Source organism: Serratia sp. PF-27, assembly GCF_030053255.1.
Lineage (GTDB): Bacteria > Pseudomonadota > Gammaproteobacteria > Enterobacterales > Enterobacteriaceae > Serratia > Serratia bockelmannii.
In genome coordinates this window covers 44,047-62,088 of the sequence record NZ_JASGBT010000021.1, presented here as the reverse complement: position 1 = coordinate 62,088, position 18,042 = coordinate 44,047, and the positions used below count along the sequence as shown (strand labels likewise).

The 18,042-nt window shown below is 61.1% G+C and carries 20 protein-coding genes; 11 read left to right on the top strand and 9 right to left on the bottom strand.

Features of this window, described 5'->3' with window-relative positions; translation table 11 throughout:
* Positions 1–63: 63 nt before the first annotated feature.
* Entirely contained in the window at positions 64–927 is an 864-nt protein-coding gene (gene tehB / locus QMZ29_RS15335; protein WP_060432526.1) for an SAM-dependent methyltransferase TehB, read from the top strand.
* Here the strand turns inward: tehB and QMZ29_RS15330 are convergent.
* Both QMZ29_RS15330 and ada read right to left on the bottom strand, forming a co-directional pair.
* Entirely contained in the window at positions 922–1,635 is a 714-nt protein-coding gene (locus QMZ29_RS15330; RefSeq protein ID WP_261425544.1) for a 2OG-Fe(II) oxygenase, read from the bottom strand. The two genes, tehB and QMZ29_RS15330, sit on opposite strands and share 6 nt — an antisense overlap.
* A complete protein-coding gene (ada, locus tag QMZ29_RS15325) occupies positions 1,632–2,687 on the bottom strand; it encodes a bifunctional DNA-binding transcriptional regulator/O6-methylguanine-DNA methyltransferase Ada (RefSeq protein ID WP_197811585.1) in 1,056 nt (351 codons plus the stop codon). The genes QMZ29_RS15330 and ada overlap by 4 nt, the downstream gene beginning before the upstream one ends.
* Before the next feature lie 237 nt (positions 2,688–2,924).
* Here ada and leuE point away from each other — a divergent pair, with 237 nt between their 5' ends.
* Positions 2,925–3,563, top strand: a complete 639-nt coding sequence (gene leuE, locus QMZ29_RS15320; RefSeq protein ID WP_004940625.1) for a leucine efflux protein LeuE — start codon at positions 2,925–2,927, stop codon at positions 3,561–3,563.
* Positions 3,564–3,722: 159 nt separating this feature from the next.
* Positions 3,723–5,222 (top strand): aldehyde dehydrogenase family protein, encoded by a 1,500-nt coding sequence (locus tag QMZ29_RS15315; RefSeq protein WP_016928934.1) that lies wholly within the window; start codon positions 3,723–3,725, stop codon positions 5,220–5,222.
* Positions 5,223–5,255: 33 nt separating this feature from the next.
* Here the strand turns inward: QMZ29_RS15315 and feaR are convergent, their stop codons facing one another.
* From feaR to QMZ29_RS15300, 3 genes are all read right to left on the bottom strand, one after another.
* Complete coding sequence (gene feaR, locus QMZ29_RS15310; protein WP_049206237.1) at positions 5,256–6,155, bottom strand: transcriptional regulator FeaR; 900 nt, start codon at positions 6,153–6,155, stop codon at positions 5,256–5,258.
* Positions 6,156–6,293: 138 nt separating this feature from the next.
* A complete protein-coding gene (locus QMZ29_RS15305) occupies positions 6,294–6,935 on the bottom strand; it encodes a DsbA family protein (protein WP_147823612.1) in 642 nt (213 codons plus the stop codon).
* A gap of 108 nt (positions 6,936–7,043) precedes the next feature.
* Positions 7,044–7,448 carry an Exc2 family lipoprotein gene (locus QMZ29_RS15300; protein WP_043135551.1) on the bottom strand — a complete coding sequence of 135 codons (405 nt, stop codon included), beginning with the start codon at positions 7,446–7,448 and terminating at the stop codon, positions 7,044–7,046.
* Between the two features lie 193 nt (positions 7,449–7,641).
* Between QMZ29_RS15300 and QMZ29_RS15295 the strand changes: the two genes are divergently transcribed.
* Entirely contained in the window at positions 7,642–7,890 is a 249-nt protein-coding gene (locus QMZ29_RS15295) for a hypothetical protein (protein ID WP_261425555.1), read from the top strand.
* On the opposite strand, the gene QMZ29_RS15290 is transcribed toward QMZ29_RS15295, so the two are convergent.
* Positions 7,887–8,654 (bottom strand): NAD(P)H-dependent oxidoreductase, encoded by a 768-nt coding sequence (locus QMZ29_RS15290; protein WP_147823611.1) that lies wholly within the window; start codon positions 8,652–8,654, stop codon positions 7,887–7,889. The genes QMZ29_RS15295 and QMZ29_RS15290 overlap by 4 nt on opposite strands.
* Before the next feature lie 84 nt (positions 8,655–8,738).
* Between QMZ29_RS15290 and QMZ29_RS15285 the strand changes: the two genes are divergently transcribed.
* Positions 8,739–9,119: a winged helix-turn-helix transcriptional regulator gene (locus tag QMZ29_RS15285; RefSeq protein ID WP_025301684.1), complete on the top strand. Its 381-nt coding sequence runs from the start codon at positions 8,739–8,741 to the stop codon at positions 9,117–9,119.
* On the opposite strand, the gene QMZ29_RS15280 is transcribed toward QMZ29_RS15285, so the two are convergent.
* Positions 9,116–9,697: a flavin reductase family protein gene (locus QMZ29_RS15280; protein ID WP_025301683.1), complete on the bottom strand. Its 582-nt coding sequence runs from the start codon at positions 9,695–9,697 to the stop codon at positions 9,116–9,118. The genes QMZ29_RS15285 and QMZ29_RS15280 overlap by 4 nt on opposite strands.
* Before the next feature lie 174 nt (positions 9,698–9,871).
* Between QMZ29_RS15280 and QMZ29_RS15275 the strand changes: the two genes are divergently transcribed.
* The 5 genes from QMZ29_RS15275 (at position 9,872) to QMZ29_RS15255 (ending at position 15,499) form a co-directional block, all read left to right on the top strand.
* Entirely contained in the window at positions 9,872–11,473 is a 1,602-nt protein-coding gene (locus QMZ29_RS15275) for an ABC transporter substrate-binding protein (protein WP_060432519.1), read from the top strand.
* Positions 11,474–11,741: 268 nt separating this feature from the next.
* Positions 11,742–12,266 (top strand): cytochrome b561, encoded by a 525-nt coding sequence (gene cybB / locus QMZ29_RS15270; protein WP_080433027.1) that lies wholly within the window; start codon positions 11,742–11,744, stop codon positions 12,264–12,266.
* A 53-nt stretch (positions 12,267–12,319) separates the two neighbouring features.
* Positions 12,320–13,606, top strand: a complete 1,287-nt coding sequence (locus tag QMZ29_RS15265; RefSeq protein WP_261425565.1) for a hypothetical protein — start codon at positions 12,320–12,322, stop codon at positions 13,604–13,606.
* The gene (locus QMZ29_RS15260; RefSeq protein WP_261425569.1) at positions 13,603–14,778 is read left to right on the top strand and encodes a hypothetical protein; all 1,176 of its coding nucleotides are present in this window, start codon (positions 13,603–13,605) and stop codon (positions 14,776–14,778) included. Before QMZ29_RS15265 ends, QMZ29_RS15260 begins: the two co-directional genes overlap by 4 nt.
* Positions 14,779–14,794: 16 nt before the next feature.
* Complete coding sequence (locus tag QMZ29_RS15255) at positions 14,795–15,499, top strand: hypothetical protein (RefSeq protein ID WP_261425570.1); 705 nt, start codon at positions 14,795–14,797, stop codon at positions 15,497–15,499.
* Positions 15,500–15,502: 3 nt separating this feature from the next.
* Here the strand turns inward: QMZ29_RS15255 and QMZ29_RS15250 are convergent, their stop codons facing one another.
* On the bottom strand, positions 15,503–16,618 hold the full coding sequence (locus tag QMZ29_RS15250; RefSeq protein ID WP_261425572.1) for a hypothetical protein: 1,116 nt from the start codon (positions 16,616–16,618) through the stop codon (positions 15,503–15,505).
* 486 nt (positions 16,619–17,104) lie between these two features.
* Here QMZ29_RS15250 and QMZ29_RS15245 point away from each other — a divergent pair, with 486 nt between their 5' ends.
* Positions 17,105–17,638 (top strand): hypothetical protein, encoded by a 534-nt coding sequence (locus QMZ29_RS15245; protein WP_043135545.1) that lies wholly within the window; start codon positions 17,105–17,107, stop codon positions 17,636–17,638.
* 51 nt (positions 17,639–17,689) lie between these two features.
* Here the strand turns inward: QMZ29_RS15245 and QMZ29_RS15240 are convergent, their stop codons facing one another.
* The gene (locus QMZ29_RS15240) at positions 17,690–17,908 is read right to left on the bottom strand and encodes a TM2 domain-containing protein (RefSeq protein ID WP_015376761.1); all 219 of its coding nucleotides are present in this window, start codon (positions 17,906–17,908) and stop codon (positions 17,690–17,692) included.
* Positions 17,909–18,042: the final 134 nt, after the last annotated feature.

Sequence of the window (18,042 nt, the reverse complement as noted above, 5' to 3'; positions counted from 1 at the left end):
ATAAAGATGTATTTTATATGCATCATATAAATCACTTTGCTTGCCCAGCCAAAGGAGCCCCCTATGGAGCAGCAGCTGCTTTGCTATAAAACCCTGCCAGAATGGAACAGCGACACGCTGCCGGCGGCCTTCCGCCAGCGCCACAACACCCAGAGCGGCACCTGGGCGAAGCTCACCGTACTGAGCGGCAACCTGACGTTCGCCATGATGACCGAAGACGGTGCCACCACCGAGACCTGGCAGTTCAGCCCCGAAAGCCAGCCGCCGTTTATCGCACCGCAGCAGTGGCATCGCATCGTTTCCTTTTCGGACGACATGACCTGCCGGCTGGCGTTTTACTGCACGCCGGAAGATTACTACCACAAGAAATACGAACTGACGCGCACCCACTCCGAAGTGATCGAAGCGGCGGCGCGCATCGCGCCGGGCAAGGCGCTGGATCTGGGCTGCGGCGGCGGGCGCAATTCGCTCTATCTCAATCTGAAAGGTTTCGACGTCACCGCCTGGGACAAGCACGCGCCGTCGATAGCCCGCCTCAATCAGATCGTCGACGCCGAGCAGCTGACCCGCCTGAGTGCCGGGGTGCAGGATCTCAATACCCATCGCTTCAGCGGCGACTACGACTTCATCCTGTCCACCGTGGTAATGATGTTCCTCGAGCGGCAGCAGATCCCGCCTATCGTGCAAAACATGCAGGACAGCACCGTGCGCGGCGGCCATAACCTGATCGTGGCGGCGATGGATACCGAGGATTATCCCTGCCCGCTGCCGTTCCCGTTCACCTTCAGCCCGGGTGAGCTGAAGCATTATTATCGCGACTGGGAGATCCTCAAATACAACGAGGACGTCGGCCAACTGCACAAGACCGACGCCAACGGCAACCGCATCTCGCTGCGCTTCGCCACCCTGCTAGCGCGCAAGCTATAGCGCGTCGTGAAAGATCACCCCCAGCGTGTGGCGTTGGCCGTCGCGTATCCGGCTGACGCCGTGGCGCAGATTGACCCGATAGTAGCCTTTCACTCCCGCCACCGGCCGATGATGCACGGCGAACACCACGGCGTCGCCCTGCTGCAGCGGCACCACCTCCGGCCGGCTCTGCATCCGCGGCCGCTGTTCGGTCAGTACGAATTCGCCGCCGGTGAAATCCCGCTCGGGGGCGGAGAGCAAAAATGCCACCTGCAGCGGAAACACCCGCTCGCCGTACAGATCCTGATGCAGGCAGTTGTAATCTCCCGCTTCGTAACGCAACAGCAGCGGCGTCGGTCGCCGTTGGCCGGCCCGGTGGCATTCGGCCAGGTAGGCCTCATGGTCGGCGGGATAACGCACCGCCAGACCCAATAAGGCGTTCCAGCGGTTGGCCACCGGCGCCAGCCGCGCATACATCAGGCTGCGCGCCTCGGCCACCGGCGGCGGCAGCGGATAGGCGAAATAGCGGTACTCGCCGCGGCCAAAACCGTGCTTCGCCATCACGATGCGGCTGCGGAAGTGCGCATCCTGCGGGTAGAGCGCCGAAAGCTCGCGGCACAGCTCTTGGCTGAGCACGCCCGGCAGACGCGCGCAGCCCTGCGCATCGAGTTCACGTTCAATTGCCGCCCAGTCCAATTCGGCCAGCCGCGCCGCCAGCGCGCCGCTCATCGCTGCGCCTCTTTTTCCAGCAAGGCTTTCTTGCGCTCGACGCCCCAGCGATAGCCGGACAAGGCGCCGTCGTTGCGCACCACCCGGTGACAGGGGATCGCCACCGCCAGCACGTTGGCGGCGCAGGCGCCGGCCACCGCGCGCACCGCTTTGGGCGCGCCGATGCGCCGGGCGATATCGGCATAGCTGACGGTTTCCCCGACCGGTATCGCCTGCAGCGCCTGCCAGACCCGCTGTTGAAACGCGGTGCCGCGAATATCCAGCGGCAGCGCCAACCCGTTCTCCGGCGCTTCAATCAGGCCCACCACCTGCGCCATCAGCGCTTCATACTGCGCGTCGCCGCCGATCAGCTCGGCGTTGGGGAATTTGTCCTGCAGATCCTGCACCAGCTGCTGTGCATCGTCCCCCAGCAGAATGGCGCAGATGCCCACCTCGCTCTGCGCCGCCAGGATCTCGCCCAGCGAACAGTGCCCGACGGCGAAATGAATGCGCATGCCTTTGCCGCCGGCTCGGTAGGCCTTCGGCGTCATGCCCAGCGCGGCGTTGGCTTGTTGGTAGAAGCGGCCGTTGGCGCCATAGCCGGCGTCGAAGATCGCGTCGGTCACCGTTTCCTGCTGCGTAAGGCCGGTGCGCAAGCGTTGGCTGCGCTGCGCGTCGGCGTAGCCTTTCGGCGTCAGGCCGGTGATCGCTTTGAACAGCCGGTGGAAATGGTATTGGCTCAACCCGACGTGGCGCGCCAGCGTCTGCAGCGACGGCGCTTTCTCCGCCCGTTCGATATAGCGGCAGGCCTCGGCTATCTGCCGCGCATGCTGTTCCGTCAACGGCGTCAGCCCCTGGCGGCAGCGTTTGCAGGGCCGATAACCCGCCGCTTCCGCCTGTTCGGCATCGTCGAACAGCTCCACGTTTTGCCGATTCGGCTGACGTGACGGGCAAGAAGGCGAGCAATACACGCCGGTGGTTTTCACCGCGTAGATAAAGCGGCCGTCGGCGTGCTTGTCGCGGCTGACGATCGCCAGCCAGCGCGGATCGGCGCTGTCGATTACGTTTTTCATCATCCGTTCCTCACTGCGGTTTCGATGTTAACCAGCATAGTGACGGGCCGTTGGCGAAACACGCCGACTCTTGCTTTTTAATTCGGCGCCGACGTTTTCAACAATGTTTCGACAATTTTTAACCAACAACATGAAGTTTATTACGTTGCCAACCTGGTTGCACGGCGTTAGGATCGCGGCCGGTCACGGTCGTGGCCAGTGTTTTTGCCTGTTAGTTGCGCGCATGGAGAGGTTATTGTGTTAGAGAGTTTTGGCGTCCTGAATTTATGGACCTATTTGGCCGGGGTGGTCTTCATCATCATTCTGCCGGGGCCGAATACGCTGTACGTGCTGAAAACCGGCATATCGCGCGGCGTGCGCGCCGGCTATACCGCCGCGCTGGGCGTGTTTATCGGCGATGCGATCCTGATCTTCTGCGCCTATATCGGCGTGGCGTCGCTGATCCGCACCACGCCGTTCCTGTTTACCCTGGTGCGTTTTCTCGGCGCAATTTACCTGCTGTTCCTCGGCGCAAAAATCCTCTACGCCACCTTCGTGCAGAAGGCGCAGGCGCAACAGCAGCAGATTGAGGGCGGCCACAGCATTCTGCGAAAATCGCTGACGCTGAGCCTGACCAACCCGAAGGCGATCCTGTTTTACGTGTCGTTCTTCGTGCAGTTCATCGATTTCAACTATGCGCACACTGGGCTGTCGTTCACCATTTTGGCGCTGATCCTCGAAGCCGTCAGCTTTATCTACATGAGCACGCTGATCTTCTCCGGCGCGATGCTGGCGCATTTCTTCAATCACAAGAAAGGCCTGGCGAAGCTCGGCAACGGCCTGATCGGCCTGCTGTTCCTTGGTTTCGCCACCCGTCTGGCAACCCTGAGCTCGTGATCCCTCCCGGCCGGCGCCCGCCGGCCGCGGTTTACCCTTCCGTCACGGCAAAATGACACGCAGGACAAACCGAATGTCAGGCAGACCAAAGCCGCCGCTTTCCCGCTGATCTAGACTTGCAGGGTTAACGATAACCTGATGAGCCTGATCGGAGGATGTATGTCTGACAATACCGTAGCCGTGCTGGATAGCGTATCGCGTTTTCTCGATCGTCAGCATGGGCTGTATATCGACGGCCAGTGGCGCGCGTCCGCCGCGGAAGGTCGCCTGGCGGTGTATAACCCCGCCAATGGGCAGCAGATCGCCACCACCGCCGACGCCAATGAACACGACGTCGCACTGGCGGTGCAGTCCGCCCACAAAGCCTTCAGCGAAGGCGTCTGGGCGCAGCGTCTGCCGGTCGAGCGCGAGCGTATCCTGCTGCGCTTCGCCGATCTGGTGGAGCAGCACGCCGAGGAGCTGGCGCAGCTCGAAACCCTGGAGCAGGGCAAATCCATCAACATCGCCCGCGCTTTCGAAGTCGGCAGCACCCTGAACTGGATGCGTTACACCGCCGGGCTGGCGACCAAAATCACCGGTCAAACGCTGGACGTCTCTATTCCGATGCCGCCGGGCGCCAAATATCAGGTTTATACCCGTAAAGAGCCGATCGGCGTGGTCGCCGGCATCGTGCCCTGGAACTTCCCGCTGATGATCGGCATGTGGAAAGTGATGCCGGCGCTGGCCGCGGGCTGCTCCATCGTCATCAAGCCGTCGGAAACCACCCCGCTCACCCTGCTGCGCATCGCCGAGCTGGCGAGCGAAGCCGGCGTGCCGCCGGGCGTGTTCAACGTGGTCACCGGCCGCGGCACCGTGTGCGGCAAAGCGCTGACCGAACATCCACTGATCGCCAAAGTCAGCTTTACCGGCTCCACCCCGGTGGGCAAAAGCATCGCGCGCGCGGCGGCGGATCGCCTGACCCGCGTGACGCTGGAGCTGGGCGGCAAAAACCCGGCCATCGTGCTGAAAGATGCCGATCCGCAGCAGGTGATCGAAGGCCTGATGCTTGGCAGCTTCCTCAATCAGGGGCAGGTATGCGCCGCCAGCTCGCGAATTTATATTGAAGCGCCGATTTATGATCGGTTGGTGGCCGGATTCGAACAGGCGGTGAAATCGCTGTCGGTCGGGCCGGGGATGGATACCGGCGCGCAAATCAACCCGCTGGTGTCGCTCGCGCACCGCAACAAGGTGGCGGCCTACCTGGACGACGCCCGGGCGAAAAACGCTGAGCTTATCGGCGGCGCGGCCGGGCCGGACGCCAACGGCTTCTACATTCCGCCAACGCTGGTGATCAACCCGGACGATCGGCTGAACCTGACGCGCGAGGAAGTGTTCGGCCCGGTGGTCAACCTGATTCGGGTGGCGAGCGCCGAAGAGGCGCTGAGCAAGGCCAACGACACCGACTTCGGGCTGACCGCCAGCCTGTGGACCACCAGCCTGCAGCAGGCGATGGCGCTGACGCCGCGCATTCAGGCCGGCACCGTGTGGGTCAACACCCATACGCTGATCGACCCGAACATGCCGTTCGGCGGGTTCAAACAGTCGGGCAGCGGCCGTGACTTCGGCCCGGATTGGCTGGATGCCTACACCGAATCGAAATCGGTCTGCATCCGCTATTGAGTGAAGCGGCGCGGGCCTGGCCCGCGCCCTGACTTACTGATACTGCCGACGGTATTCGCTCGGCGACATGCCGAAACGCTGCTTGAAAGCGGTCGAGAAATGGCTGTGATCGGTGAAACCCCAGTCGAGGCCGACGCCGGCCAGTTTTTCCTGCCCGGCGGCGCTGCGCAGCGCCTGCGCGCACAGATCCAGCCTGCGGTTCCTGATGTACTGCGCCACCACCAGCCCCTGACGGGCGAACACCCGATACAGACTGCGTAACGACACCCCCAACTCGGCCGCCACCCACTCAGGGCGCAGCTGCGCCGACTGAATATGCCTGTCGATCAATGCCAGCGCCTTGTCAAAGACCGGTTGCTGCCCCTCCGGCCGCGCCTGCTCGAGCGCCAGAGCCGGGCGCAGCAGCGCCGCCAGCGCATTCAGCACCGCCTCGCTTTCCGCCGCGGCAAGCTGAGGATCCTGCATGCTGCTCAGCACCAGCTGGCGGCTGAGGCGCACCGCGCTGAGCTCGGCTCCCAGACGCTGAGCGCAAGGCGGCGGCAGCGGCAAGCAGCCGCGCGGCAATAACAGGGAGATTTGGCGCGAATCGCGCTGGAAAGTGAAACTGCTGGGCTGTGAGGCATCGATCAGCGTCATGTCGCCGGGAGAGAGCACCGTTTGGCGATCGCCCTGCTCCATCAACGCGCTGCCGCGCAGCTGGATGACGGTGAAAAAGTGCGCACCGTCGCTGCGGGCAATTTCACGCGGCGTGCGGTACAGCCGAGCCTGGGACACATCGACCACGCTCAGGCGCAGGGCATGGGCACGAAACTCCTGCATCGCCCCGCTGAAGCCGGGCCCCAACGTTTTCGCGCAGAATCGGCCGCAGGCGGTGTTGATTTTCCCCAGCCACTCTTCGAAGCCGACGTCCCGGAGCGTTGCCAATGCCGTCATGATCTCTCCCTTCAAACAGCAGCGGTGCTGCGCCGTTGAACAGAAAAACACCATAACAATCCGTTAACACACAATCAATGGCGAGCGGGGGATTTGGCGCCGCGATCACAGATCATCGGGCGCCGGAGGGGAATCGCCTTAAGGCTGCGTATCCAACAGATGGCGCACCACCGCCGCGTACTCTTTGGCGTAGCCTTCAACGCTGGTGCTGGCCATGCCGGCATTGTCTATCTTGTATTTACCCGCCACGTAGAACGACGGGGTGCCGCGCACCTCAAACGCTTTCACCGCTTCGTTCTGCTTGGCGATCAATCCTTTGACCAGCAGGCTGTGGCGCGCGTTTTCATAGGTAGCGGCATCGATGCCGGCCGCCGTAAACACCCGCTGAATATCGTCGGCGCCGTTGACGGCGCGCTGTTTCTGCACCGCGTCGAACATCGCCCCTTCAATCTTGTCTTCCACGCCCAGCACCGTCGCCACCGCCCAGGCTTCGGTCAGCTCATTGCCCAGTTTGCCCATCAGGCTGACGTGATATTTGGTGACTTTCTCACCGGCGGGCAGCGCCTGCGCCACGGTACTGCCTACGCGATAGGTATCGGCGAACTGATAGCAAGGGCCGCAGTAGAAGGAGAAGAACTCCACCACCGCCGGCGCGGCGGCCACCGGCTTATCCAGCCGGGTGTATTGCTCGCCCGCACGGTAATCCGCGGCCTGAACCGCAGGCAGCGCCAACATCAATACGACGGCGGCGGCGAACGAACGCTTAACTTTTGCCAACATAAACACTCCTGGTTTCATCTATGAACATCGTCCTTAGCGGCGGTTTTTATAATCAAATAACCGCCAGAAGACCAGTTTTTATTACCTTCTATTTGTGAGGGATTATGTTCAGCGACCTTCGTAACCGTCCCAGTACGCACCTACCGCTTCCTGTGAGAGCACCTGGCGGCGCTTAGGATTGTCGGCGCTGCTGTAGGCGCGATTAATGAAAATGGTTTTGTGTTCCATGTTCTGCTGGAACTCCGTGCTGGCCAGGTAATCGGCCTTTTTCTGCGCCTCGCTGCGCGCCACGCCTGCCGCGCGATCCTTTTTCCCCAGTTGGTAGAACTGTTCGAACATCGGCACGGCGTTCTTAATACTGCCGTTCACATCGGTGCGGAATTGCGGATCAAAATCGTCGCGAGTTTGATAAACGTAGTGTTTGGCATGCTGCTCGGCACTGCTGAGGTGATGGGTGCAGGCGCTGAGCGCCAACAGCGGCAACAACAGCGCCGCGCTTTTCAGTCTTTTCATGTCGTCTGTCCCTGTCAGTGAGGAAGGTTCCTTTAGCGCCACGAGCATAGCGCCGCCACCCGGCAAACGTCAAACGACAAAAAACGCATCACATTGTTTTATATTAATATTATATACACTGATTGGTATTCATTGCCTGAAACACTATGCTTTAACAGAACAGGGTAAACACTCACCGACAGCGAGGCGGCCAATGAAACCGATCGACAAAAACGTGGGGGAGTACGACCTCACGGCGGAAAAAAAAGCGGGCATGATCACCGGCACCATCCGCGGCGAACTGCCGGACAGCGACGCCAATCTGCCGCTGCTGCCCTTCTCCGGCACTTTCGCCGGCCCCAGAGTGGCCGAAGCCATCGCCGATATTCAGCAACAGTTCCCCGACATCGAACCGGCGATTATCGACGATTTGCGCGAGGAACTGCTGAAGGCCGGGTTCTAAACCGGATCGCGGTGCCGCACGAACGGGCTGTAGATCGGCGCACCGGGCTTCAGCGCCAGATCGGCGTCAAAATCTTCATTGCGGTTGAACGGCACCGCCGGCCAGGCGGCAATATCGCTTAAGCCAACCCGATACGCCTGCGTCACCTGCGCCAAAGCGGCGTTCTGCGCCTGCCGTTCCTCGCTCGCCAACCCGCCGCGCACGCCATAGACCAGGAACGGTTCCAGCACGCTAAAGCCGATATAGTGCAGCGCATGCATGATTGGCCACAGCATCAGCCGCATATCGCCGTCGCGCCCGTTCGGCGCGCAGGCCTGTGCGGAAGCGCCGGCGGTCACGGTCAGCAGCGCCCGCTTACCGCGCATCACGCCGTTCTCATGGCGGTGGCGGCTGTCGTAGATCCCGCCGTAAACGAACACCCGATCCATCCAGCCCTTGATGATGGCCGGCGCGCCGAACCACCAGAAAGGGAACTGCAGCACCAGCGTATCCGCCCAGCGCAACAGCTCGATATGCCGCCGGATCTCCGCCGGCAGCGCCTGGATCGTCCAGTGATGGCGCTGCTCCTGCATCGCATCGAACCGGTCCACCTGCTTTCTGCTGGGGTAATGGCCGGCGCCCTCGCGCGGATCAAACCCCTCCTGATACAGATCGACCGTTTTCACCTGATGCCCCTGCGCCAGCCAGGCCTGCCGCGCCTGTTCGGCCAAATGGGCATTGAAAGAATGCGGCTCGGGGTGAGCCAGCACAATCAGCACGTTCATCCTGTGTCTCCCGTTGTAAGGTGGTGCTGTTATGCTGTGGCTTTATCGTCCCCTTGGCAATTACGCACCTGAAGGTAACCCCCAATGGCTTATCCCGGCGACGTCTATTCGAGCAAGTGTTCCGCACGCGATGCGCTGGCGCTGATTTCCGGCAAGTGGGTGATGCTGATCCTGCCTGCGCTGGCGCAGCGCCCGATGCGCAACGGCGAGCTGCTGCGCCGCATCGACGGCATTTCGCAGAAGGTGCTGACGCAAACGCTGCGCCAGCTGGAACGCAACGGGCTGCTCGAACGGCTAGATTTAAGTGAAAAGAATCAGGCGCATGTGGAATACCGGCTCAGCGCCGTCGCCTGCTCGCTGGTCGAGACGCTGGCGGCGCTGGACCGATGGGCGGAATACCATTTCCCCGAGCTGGACGCCGCCCGCGAGCGCTATGATGCCGACCGCGGGCGCGAGGCCGATTAAAGCGGTTTGGCCCGCAGCGTCTCGCCGCTGCGCACGAAGTTGCCGGCCCCCAGATGATGAATGGTGTGCAGATCCGCATTGGCGGCGGTGAAGTTCCAGCGCCCTTGCTGGAACACCCGCTCGTCCGCTGCCGCGCTCAACACCTCGCCGAAGCAGGTGTCGTATTTTTCCTGCGCGCCGCTTTCCGGCAATAAGCGGCACTCCAGCCACGCCACGCACCCCTGTTCGATCAGCGGCACCTGCAGCGTGGCGCTCGGCGCTGCGGCGATGTGAAAGCGGGCAAACTTGTCTTCATCCAGCCCGGACACGCTGCCAACCGCGTAGGTGGCGTCGATGAACATGGCCGCCGGCACGCAAATGCCGAATGCGCCGCTCTCCTCGATCATTTGCCGGCTGTGCGCCCCTTTGTCCACCACAATGGCGATGCGCGGCGGGCTGAACTCCACCGGCATCGACCAGGCGGCGGCCATCACGTTGCGTTTGGCGCCGTCGCGGCTGCGGCTGGTGATCAATACCGTCGGGCCGTGGTTCAGCAGGCGGCTGGCGTGTTCGAGGGCGACAGGACGAAAGTGGCTCATCGGGAAATCCTTGCGAGTGACTGATTGTCCCGCAGTGTAGATCTGCGCTGCGGCGGCAGGCAACGTGGGGCGCACAGAATGCGCAGGTGAGACGCTTGTTCCCCGTCTCGCCATCCGTTATCTATAGTTAGATCAATTCGCCGGTAACGGCCCACTCCACCTGAGGATCTTGCCTTGACGTTTTTAAAACACCCTATCGCCGGATTGGTGCTGGCCGGCTGCGGCCTGCTGTCGGCGGGCGGCGCGCTGGCCGCTTCCGATGCGCTGGTGTACTGCACCGTCGCCTCGCCGGAATCGTTCAACCCGCAGCTCTCCAGCTCCGGGCCGACCTTTATCGCCACCTCGCAGGTGCTGTACAACCGCTTGGTGACGCTGCGTGAAAGCGATAAAACCCCGGCCCCGTCGCTGGCCACCGAGTGGAGCGTCAGCCCGGACGGCAAGACCTATACCTTTACCCTGCGCCAGGGCGTGAAATTCAACAGCAACAAATACTTCACCCCGACACGCGACTTCAACGCCGAAGACGTGGTGTTCACCGTGATGCGGCAGAAGGATCCCGCTAACCCTTATCACAAGGTCTCCGGCGGTAACTATGAATACTTCACCGACATGGGCCTGGATAAGCTGATCACCAAGGTGGAAGCGCTGGACGAGCATCACGTGCGCTTCACGCTGAGCCAGCCCAACGCCGCCTTCGTCGCCGACTGGGCGATGGATTTCGCCTCGATCCTGTCCGCCGAATACGCCGACGCCATGCTGAAAAAGGGCACGCCGGAATACGTCGACAACTGGCCGATCGGCACCGGGCCGTTTGCGCTGCAGCAGTACAAGCAGGATTCGCTGATCCGCTACATCGCCAACCCGCACTACTGGCAGGGCGAAGTGGCCAGCAAGCACCTCATCTTCTCCATCACGCCGGATCCGCAAACCCGGCTGGCCAAGCTGAAAACCAACGAATGCCAGATCATCCCCGCGCCGCTGCCGGAACAGTTCGCCGCCATCAAGGCCGACGGCAACCTGCAGCTGCACGACATTACCGGGCTGAACGTCGGCTATCTGGCGTTCAACACCCAAAAAAAACCGTTCGACAACCTGCTGGTGCGTCAGGCGTTGAGCTACGCGGTGGACAAGAAAGCGATCGTCGCCGCGGTGTTCAAAGACAGCGGCACGCCGGCCAATTCACTGCTGCCGCCGGGCATGCTGGGCTACAACGACAAACTGCCGGAGTACGCCTACGATCCGCAGAAGGCGCGCGCGCTGCTGAAGCAGGCCGGGCTGGAACAGGGCTTTGAAACCGACATCTGGTCGATGCCGGTACAGCGCCCTTACAACCCGAACTCCAAACGCATCGCCGAGATGATCCAGAGCGACTGGGCGAAGGTGGGCGTGAAGGCCAAGATCGTCACCTGGGAGTGGGGGCAGTATCTGGCCGGGCTGCGCAAAGGCGAGCAACAGAGCGCGCTGTACGGCTGGGTGTCGGACAACGGCGATCCGGACAACTTCGCCACCCTGCTCGGCTGCGCCGGCGTGCAGAGCGGCGCCAACGTGGCACGCTGGTGCGATAAGGATTATGACCGGCTGATCCAGCAGGCGATCCAGGAGAACCAGCCGCAGGCGCGCGCCAAGCTGTATCAACAGGCGCAGGTGATCTTCGCCAAACAGGCGCCGTGGCTGCCGCTGGCCACCGGCAAAGTGTTCTACGCCACCCGCAGCAACCTGAGCGGCTATGTGGTGGACGTGAACGGCAGCGATTTCGCCAAGGCCAAATTGAACTGATCTTAGGCGCCGCAGCGAGGGCTGCGGCGTAACCCGCTTCATCGCTTAATAAGCTGCCAGCCTCTGAACCTATCATTATTAGCTTCATAACTTACGGCGCTCACCTATCACCAGACGCATATCCCACTAAACCAATAGCTTAATAAGCGAGCTGAACCTGGCGTTTTGCCTAAATTGCGCGCACGCGCTTTCCTCCGATGTAACATTTCGTTACCATCGACGCACAGACCCTTTAACATCAAAAGGTAACCCGGTGCAGAACACCTACATGCCGTGGCAAATTCGCCTGCACTGGCTGGTGGCGATCCTGCTGGTCATCACCTGTGTCACCATCGAGCTGCGGGGCTTTGCCGAACCGGGCAGCGCCCCTTGGTACGTGCTGGTTGTCACCCACTTCAGCTGCGGCGTAACGGTATTTGCGCTGATGATCGCCCGCCTGTTCCTGCGCTGGCGCCACCCCTCGCCCGCCATCGCGCCCAAACCGCCGAAGTGGCAAACCGGCCTGGCGCACCTGACGCACACCCTGATTTACCTGCTGCTGCTGACGCTGCCGGTGCTGGGGGTCTATTCGCGCTATCTGGGGGGCAAAGAGTGGTATCTATTCGGCCTGCCGATGCCGTTCGCCGACGTGGCCGATCGGCCGCAGGCGCGGGCGATTATCGGCTGGCACAAAACGCTGGCGTCATTCGGCTACTGGCTGATCGGCCTGCATGCCGCCGCCGCGCTGTTCCACCACTATATCGTCAAGGACAATGCGCTGGTGCGCATGCTGCCACTGATGAAAAAGCGCTGACCACCCGGCGCCAGGGATGAATTTTCGGGCCACGCCTGCTGACAGGGAATGATATGCAAACCCAATTTTTTCATGTGACCGTCGAGCAATGCGCTTGCCAACAGACGGCGCCCGACAATCTGGTGAGGATCATCGCCTCCGGCCAGACGTTCTTTTTTTATCGCGATGACTTCAGCGACAGCGAAAATCTGCTGGCCAGGCTCGCCGCCGGCGATCGGGTGAAGATCGGCGCCCACCGCCTGCGGGACGGCAGCTACTGGCTGCACTGGCTGCTGCACGGCACGAAAGGCCGGCTGGAGCCTGACAGAACGCTGAAATATAAGCTGAAATACTTCGCCCTGCTGCTGCTGGGCGCGGCGCTGGCCGGCGGTTTCCCGGCGGCCTTTTTCATCATGGACCGGGAAGATTCCTGGCTGACCATCGTCCTGTTCTTTATCGCCATCATCGCCGGCCTTATCGGCATCGGCATGGTGCTGTTCGTCGGTTCGGAGCTCCTGTTGATTGCGCACCGCGGCCGCAGGCGCCTGCTCAGAGCGCTGGATCGCGTGCTGCAGGGGCAAGACGTCACGCCGCCCGGCTCGCTCAGCCTGAAAATCCCCGGCATCAGATACCGGGCCGTCCGCGCAGACGCCGCGCCAGTGCCCGCAACGCCACAAACCGAGTTCCCCCTCCCCGAGGGCGTCGAGGCCTCCGGCATAGAGACGGTCAACGCCCTGAGCTACGAACTCTGCCACTATGAGATCCCGCGGCAGGTGCAGTATTTGGACACCTATGCGTGGCGCCAGAAGGAGACGCACTTCGCGTTGACGACCCGCGCGCTCAACGTCCCCAATACCAAACTGCACCCGGTATTTCGTCGGCAACATCCGCTTTTCATCGCCAAAGGCGATCCGCTGCAGGTGCTGTATTGCGAAAACGACACCGTCCCCGAGTTGCCGACGGTGCGTGGGATCATCAATCACCGCGACCGCCAGACCTATCTTATCGGCGGCAGCCGCTACTTCACCGAAGCCGGCCTTAACCTGAGCGCGCGCGTCGTCTTCATCCTCGGCGCGATCATGATGTGTTTGATGCTCGGCATGATCGTGTGGGATAACGCCGATACCCCAGCGGGCTTTTACCTGGATGCCTGGACCCTGAAGCGCCTCGGCAGTGAATTGCCGCCGATTCTGCTGCTGATGATGCTGATGATCAGCGGCCTGGCGCTACTGATCGAGGGCTTCGCCCAGATCTGCCGCCTCTACGCTTTTGACCAGCACCGCACGTTTAAAACGTTCAAATACCTGCGCAATCTGCGCCGCAGGCTATGGCGGCAGGAGCAGGTGACGGAGCTGAAATGATGACGTTAGCGCTTTATAAAAGACCCCTTATTATCCTGACGCTGTTTTTGGCCAGCGCGCTGGGCGTCTATTTGCTCGCCCCTGAGCAACGCTATGCGCAGTGGCAATGGACTCGGGGCGACCAGGCGTTGCCGACGATAGCCCGGTACGATCTCATCCACAGCTACCCGGCGCCGGACGGCGCCCTGCTGCTCACCAGCAAAAGAAGTGAAGACCGCGCGTACAACAGCTTTTACGGTTGGGCGGCCAACTACCTCAGCCAGGTGCTGTTTGCCGGCCCAAAAGGGTTAAAGATGCTGGGGGAACTCGACGACTTGATCCACGATGCGGTTTGCGGCGAGCAGGAGTGCGTGCTTTTTCTCTCTGAGGGCCGCAGGCTGGTTGATGTGCAACGGGGTACCATCGGGGCGCTGATCCCCTGGCCGGAGGGCGACGACAACCGACCTTCCTTTGTCGGCGGCAAACTGGTGGCGCAACCGGGAAAACGCGCGCTGTATCTCATCAGCACCGAAGGCGTATTCTACAGCCCGGACTTCGGCGCCCATTGGCGGCAGACGCTGGATCTGCCGGCGCTGCTGGACGCGCGGCAACTGCTGGGCTTTGAGCGCGGCGAGGAGGAGTCACCGACGGCTTACGCCTCCGGTAAGCGCAAATCCGTACCCGAGATATTCACCGCCATTGATGGCGACCGCGTGCATTTCTGGATGAACCCGGTGCTCGGATCTGGCGCGTTACACATCGCCGTTAACGGTAAAACCGGCGAGGTGATTGAAATGCATTGGCTGTTGGTGCGCGTGGAGGAAAGCGCGCAAGCCCCGGACGGCGGCATCTACCTGATCGCACAAACGCTGGACAGAGGGCTGTATCAGCTTCTGCGTTATCAATCCGACGGGCAGTTGAAGGTGCTGCTGGAGACCGGCGATAAATCGCTGTATCAGCTCTGGGCGGGCAACGATAAGCTGGTCGCCCAAACGGATAACGGCGATGCGCGTCTTTCGCTGATTTTCGATCTGCGCTCATCCGACGTGCACTACCGACAGCCGTTGGAGTACCGGTACAACGGGCGCGACGACGCGCGCCAAACCGTGATCGAACCAGAAAGCCACTATGACGATGACGGGGAGATCCCGGCGCTGCCCTACTTCGTTCGCTATCGCTCCACCACGCCGTGAACATAAGGAACTTGCCATGCTGTTAGGTTATGGCGCCGGCGCCGCAGGATTGCTGGCGCTGTTATTGGCCCTGCTGCTCGCCGGCATCCTGATCGTCTGGTGGGGCCGGCGCTACATCGCCGCCCGTTGCGGCCGACCGCGACCGCCGCTCTCCTGGGGCGGCTATCTGCTGGCCTCGGCGCTGGCGGTCTACCCGGTGGCGTGCGCGCTGATGCTGATCGGCATGGCCATCCAGGACATCAAGAGCCAGCGGGCGGAAGATCGTTGGAATCAACGCAGCTACCTGACGCTCGACGAGGCAAAGCCGTTCGGTGAAACGACGCTGCCGAAAGGCAGTTGGGTAAACCGCCAGGATCCACGCCTGCCCGGCACCGAAGACAGCCCTATCACGATGAACGGCGTGACCGCTGTGCGTTTTCCTCAGCCGCAGAGCGTGGCCGGCGTGCCGATCATCGCCTTCGAGGTTTTACCGCCGGTGATGGAGCTGGCAGGTGCGCATACCTTTACCCGCCCGAGCGGCCAAAGGGTGCACTGCGAAGCGGGTTGGCTGGTCTCTTTCTCTTTACCGCCGGATAAGCCGACCCCGCAGTGGGAGGAGTGGCAGGCCGGGCTGCCTGCGGCGGCGTTTCGGCCCAGCGACTGGATCTTTAGGGAGTGCTTCTCCGGCAGTCCGATCGCGGTGCTGACCTTGCACAACGGCGAAGTCAGGGTGCTGCCCTAAGCCTTACGCCGTGGCGTTGGGCAAACGCACGGTCACGCGGTTATTGGCCGTGGGCAGCTGCAGCGGCGTTTCCTGCCAGCTCACCGCGATAACCAATACCGGCGGGGCCGGCACGCGCGGCTCACGCCCGCCTGGCCCCACGCTGTAGGCATCCCATTCAATCACAAACACCCCGCCGTCTTGCGGCTCGACCCGCTCGACGAAAAAGGTGGTGTCGGAACCACGCCCGCCCGCCGGTTTATGCGCGTAAGCGAGCAGGCTGAACCACTCACCGGCGAAGTACAGATGGTACAGACCATCGACGATATGCTCGCCGCGGAACTGGCAACCGCCGACGCTCAAGCCGCAGCCCATCGGGGATCCCGCCACGCGTTCAAGATCGCGCACGAAACGATCCGTCGGCCGGTTATCCAACAACAGCTCATAAGGCGGCGCGTGCAGCAGCGCGGCAGGATCGTCCGCCTGGCGCAGATCCGCCGGCAACATCGAGCGCGCCGCCAGCACGCGGCCGTTGGGCAAGGCGATCTCCAGACGATCGGCCGGATCCTCTGTCCACGGCGGCACCCACAGACCGCGCACAAGGTGCAACGGCGTAGCCTCCGCCTGCCGACACCTCGCCCGCAGCCGCGCCAGCGCCTCGGCGGAGCCGGCGGCCAGCGCGTCCTGCTCGCGATCGGTCAATGCCGGCAGCGCGTACATCATCCGGGCAGCAGGCTCGTACACCGTCAGCCCCTCACCCTCGCGGCCGCGGGTCGGGATCAGGCGCAGCTTGCCGTCGTCCACGTCCTGCGGCGCGGCACAGGCGCCATGCACAATCGCCCCGTCGCGCAGCAGCAGCGTCCAAAAATTGGGGCCGCCCATGCCCAGTTCCCCCACGCCGCCAATCTGCCGATCGCTGTCGCCGGCGTGCGCCATCTCAATCGGCTGCGAACGCCAGTCGGTCTTGCGCCACTCTGCGGCCTCTTCGGGGTCTTGCACGCCTTTAGCGGCGTGCTTCGCCCATTGCAGCACGGCAAACAGCGCGATGCACAGCACGCCGAAAATCGGGTGATCCTGCCAAATCAACCCCCAACCGACGATCAAAAAGGCCCAGGCGGCCATGGCGATATCCTTTTCCACGAGAAAACCGCCTGATTCTAGCGCAGGAAACGCAAAGGGTTGAAGCCTATGCCATGAATAATTAGCCGTTAAATAGAAAGATAATAATTTCAGCGTTATTTCTGTGACTACAAAGATCACATAAATAACGCTTCAAAGAGTGATTTGAACGTAGAAAAGACAACTCCCTGTATCTCAATGCAATATTCGCAACCCTATTAAAAACCAAAAGATAAAAGGGAAAAAAAACTGCAGTAATTTGTGCATATTCTAAACATTGACTATGTTTATACATACTCTTTATATGCAGGTAAACAGACTGAAAAACAAAAGAGAAAGGCTCCCAATATAATTAAACAAACCTCGCATACCGCGTGGGTGAAACGCTATTAATTATAAAAATTCCGAGGGTATTTTATCTCCGCGGAACGGGTCACTTTGCATTTTATCGGGCCAATAGGCTACACACCGCAATTAATACCATTATTAGCATTCCGGAGACCGACAATGAAAATCGTTACGGGCATTATCCTTACCTCTGTGGCCGCCTTCAGCGGCGCGGCTTACGCGGCCGATGCGCAGCCTACCACAGGCAGCGCGGAAGTGACGCTGGAACACGTGCACGCCGTGATGGAAAACGGCAGCCCGGCGCCACAGCACGACGCCGCCTGCCAAAAAGAACTTTCCATGCCGGAATCGAAATATATCGGCATGAAGGTTAAAACCGATTACAGCATCAACAGCAGCACCATGATGATGTCGGCCAAATCGATGTTCCCATCGCCAAATGACAAACAGCCTATGGAACTGACGGTCGATCTCTCCGCGCTGGGCCTGGCGGATGTGTATGCCTTCGGCGCCTTTAAACCGGCCGCGTTGCCGCAGGCCTATATTTATTTCACCATCGACAAAGATTTTAAAAATCCGGTCAGCACCTTTATGATCATCAACCAAGGCAAGCAATATAACTGCGTGATCTCCAGCTCGAATAAAATGATGAGTAAAGAGATGCGCGGCAAGATGATGATGAAGAAACAGTAACGGAATGAAAAACGGCGCTTCCCTTAACAGGAGGCGCCGCCAGAAAACGCGTTAAATCAGACCCGGATTGTATTTCTGGTTGAACTTCTCTTCCGATTGGAACAGATAAATAATGCCTTCGATAAAGCCGACAATCGCCGGGATCCCCGTCCAGCAGAACAGCAGGTAGAACAGCCCCCACCATTTCATCCCTAAGTAAAACTTGTGAATGCCCAGCCCACCCAGGAAGATGGCCAGCAGGGCCGCCGCGAGCTTGTCTTTTCTGCTCATAGTGCACTTCTCCTTACTTCTCACCGAACCACCGGCATGCCTAAAAACGGATGCCGCTCCACAGAGCGCCGCATCGCAATGCTTGAGGAGAAAACATTCACCCATCAAGGCTCAACAGGGGTAATTATAACAGT

Excerpts from the sequence above, each read along its gene's own strand:
- QMZ29_RS15285 (WP_025301684.1), top strand. The coding sequence starts at position 8,739 with ATGGCTTATCCCGGCGACGTCTATTCGAGCAAGTGTTCCGCACGCGAT.
- QMZ29_RS15255 (WP_261425570.1), top strand. The coding sequence starts at position 14,795 with ATGCTGTTAGGTTATGGCGCCGGCGCCGCAGGATTGCTGGCGCTGTTA.
- ada (WP_197811585.1), bottom strand. The coding sequence starts at position 2,687 with ATGAAAAACGTAATCGACAGCGCCGATCCGCGCTGGCTGGCGATCGTC.
- QMZ29_RS15240 (WP_015376761.1), bottom strand. The coding sequence starts at position 17,908 with ATGAGCAGAAAAGACAAGCTCGCGGCGGCCCTGCTGGCCATCTTCCTG.
- QMZ29_RS15300 (WP_043135551.1), bottom strand. The coding sequence starts at position 7,448 with ATGAAAAGACTGAAAAGCGCGGCGCTGTTGTTGCCGCTGTTGGCGCTC.
- QMZ29_RS15295 (WP_261425555.1), top strand. The coding sequence starts at position 7,642 with ATGAAACCGATCGACAAAAACGTGGGGGAGTACGACCTCACGGCGGAA.
- QMZ29_RS15260 (WP_261425569.1), top strand. The coding sequence starts at position 13,603 with ATGATGACGTTAGCGCTTTATAAAAGACCCCTTATTATCCTGACGCTG.
- QMZ29_RS15280 (WP_025301683.1), bottom strand. The coding sequence starts at position 9,697 with ATGAGCCACTTTCGTCCTGTCGCCCTCGAACACGCCAGCCGCCTGCTG.
- QMZ29_RS15245 (WP_043135545.1), top strand. The coding sequence starts at position 17,105 with ATGAAAATCGTTACGGGCATTATCCTTACCTCTGTGGCCGCCTTCAGC.
- cybB (WP_080433027.1), top strand. The coding sequence starts at position 11,742 with ATGCCGTGGCAAATTCGCCTGCACTGGCTGGTGGCGATCCTGCTGGTC.
- QMZ29_RS15330 (WP_261425544.1), bottom strand. The coding sequence starts at position 1,635 with ATGAGCGGCGCGCTGGCGGCGCGGCTGGCCGAATTGGACTGGGCGGCA.
- QMZ29_RS15265 (WP_261425565.1), top strand. The coding sequence starts at position 12,320 with ATGCAAACCCAATTTTTTCATGTGACCGTCGAGCAATGCGCTTGCCAA.
- tehB (WP_060432526.1), top strand. The coding sequence starts at position 64 with ATGGAGCAGCAGCTGCTTTGCTATAAAACCCTGCCAGAATGGAACAGC.
- QMZ29_RS15315 (WP_016928934.1), top strand. The coding sequence starts at position 3,723 with ATGTCTGACAATACCGTAGCCGTGCTGGATAGCGTATCGCGTTTTCTC.
- feaR (WP_049206237.1), bottom strand. The coding sequence starts at position 6,155 with ATGACGGCATTGGCAACGCTCCGGGACGTCGGCTTCGAAGAGTGGCTG.
- QMZ29_RS15305 (WP_147823612.1), bottom strand. The coding sequence starts at position 6,935 with ATGTTGGCAAAAGTTAAGCGTTCGTTCGCCGCCGCCGTCGTATTGATG.
- QMZ29_RS15290 (WP_147823611.1), bottom strand. The coding sequence starts at position 8,654 with ATGAACGTGCTGATTGTGCTGGCTCACCCCGAGCCGCATTCTTTCAAT.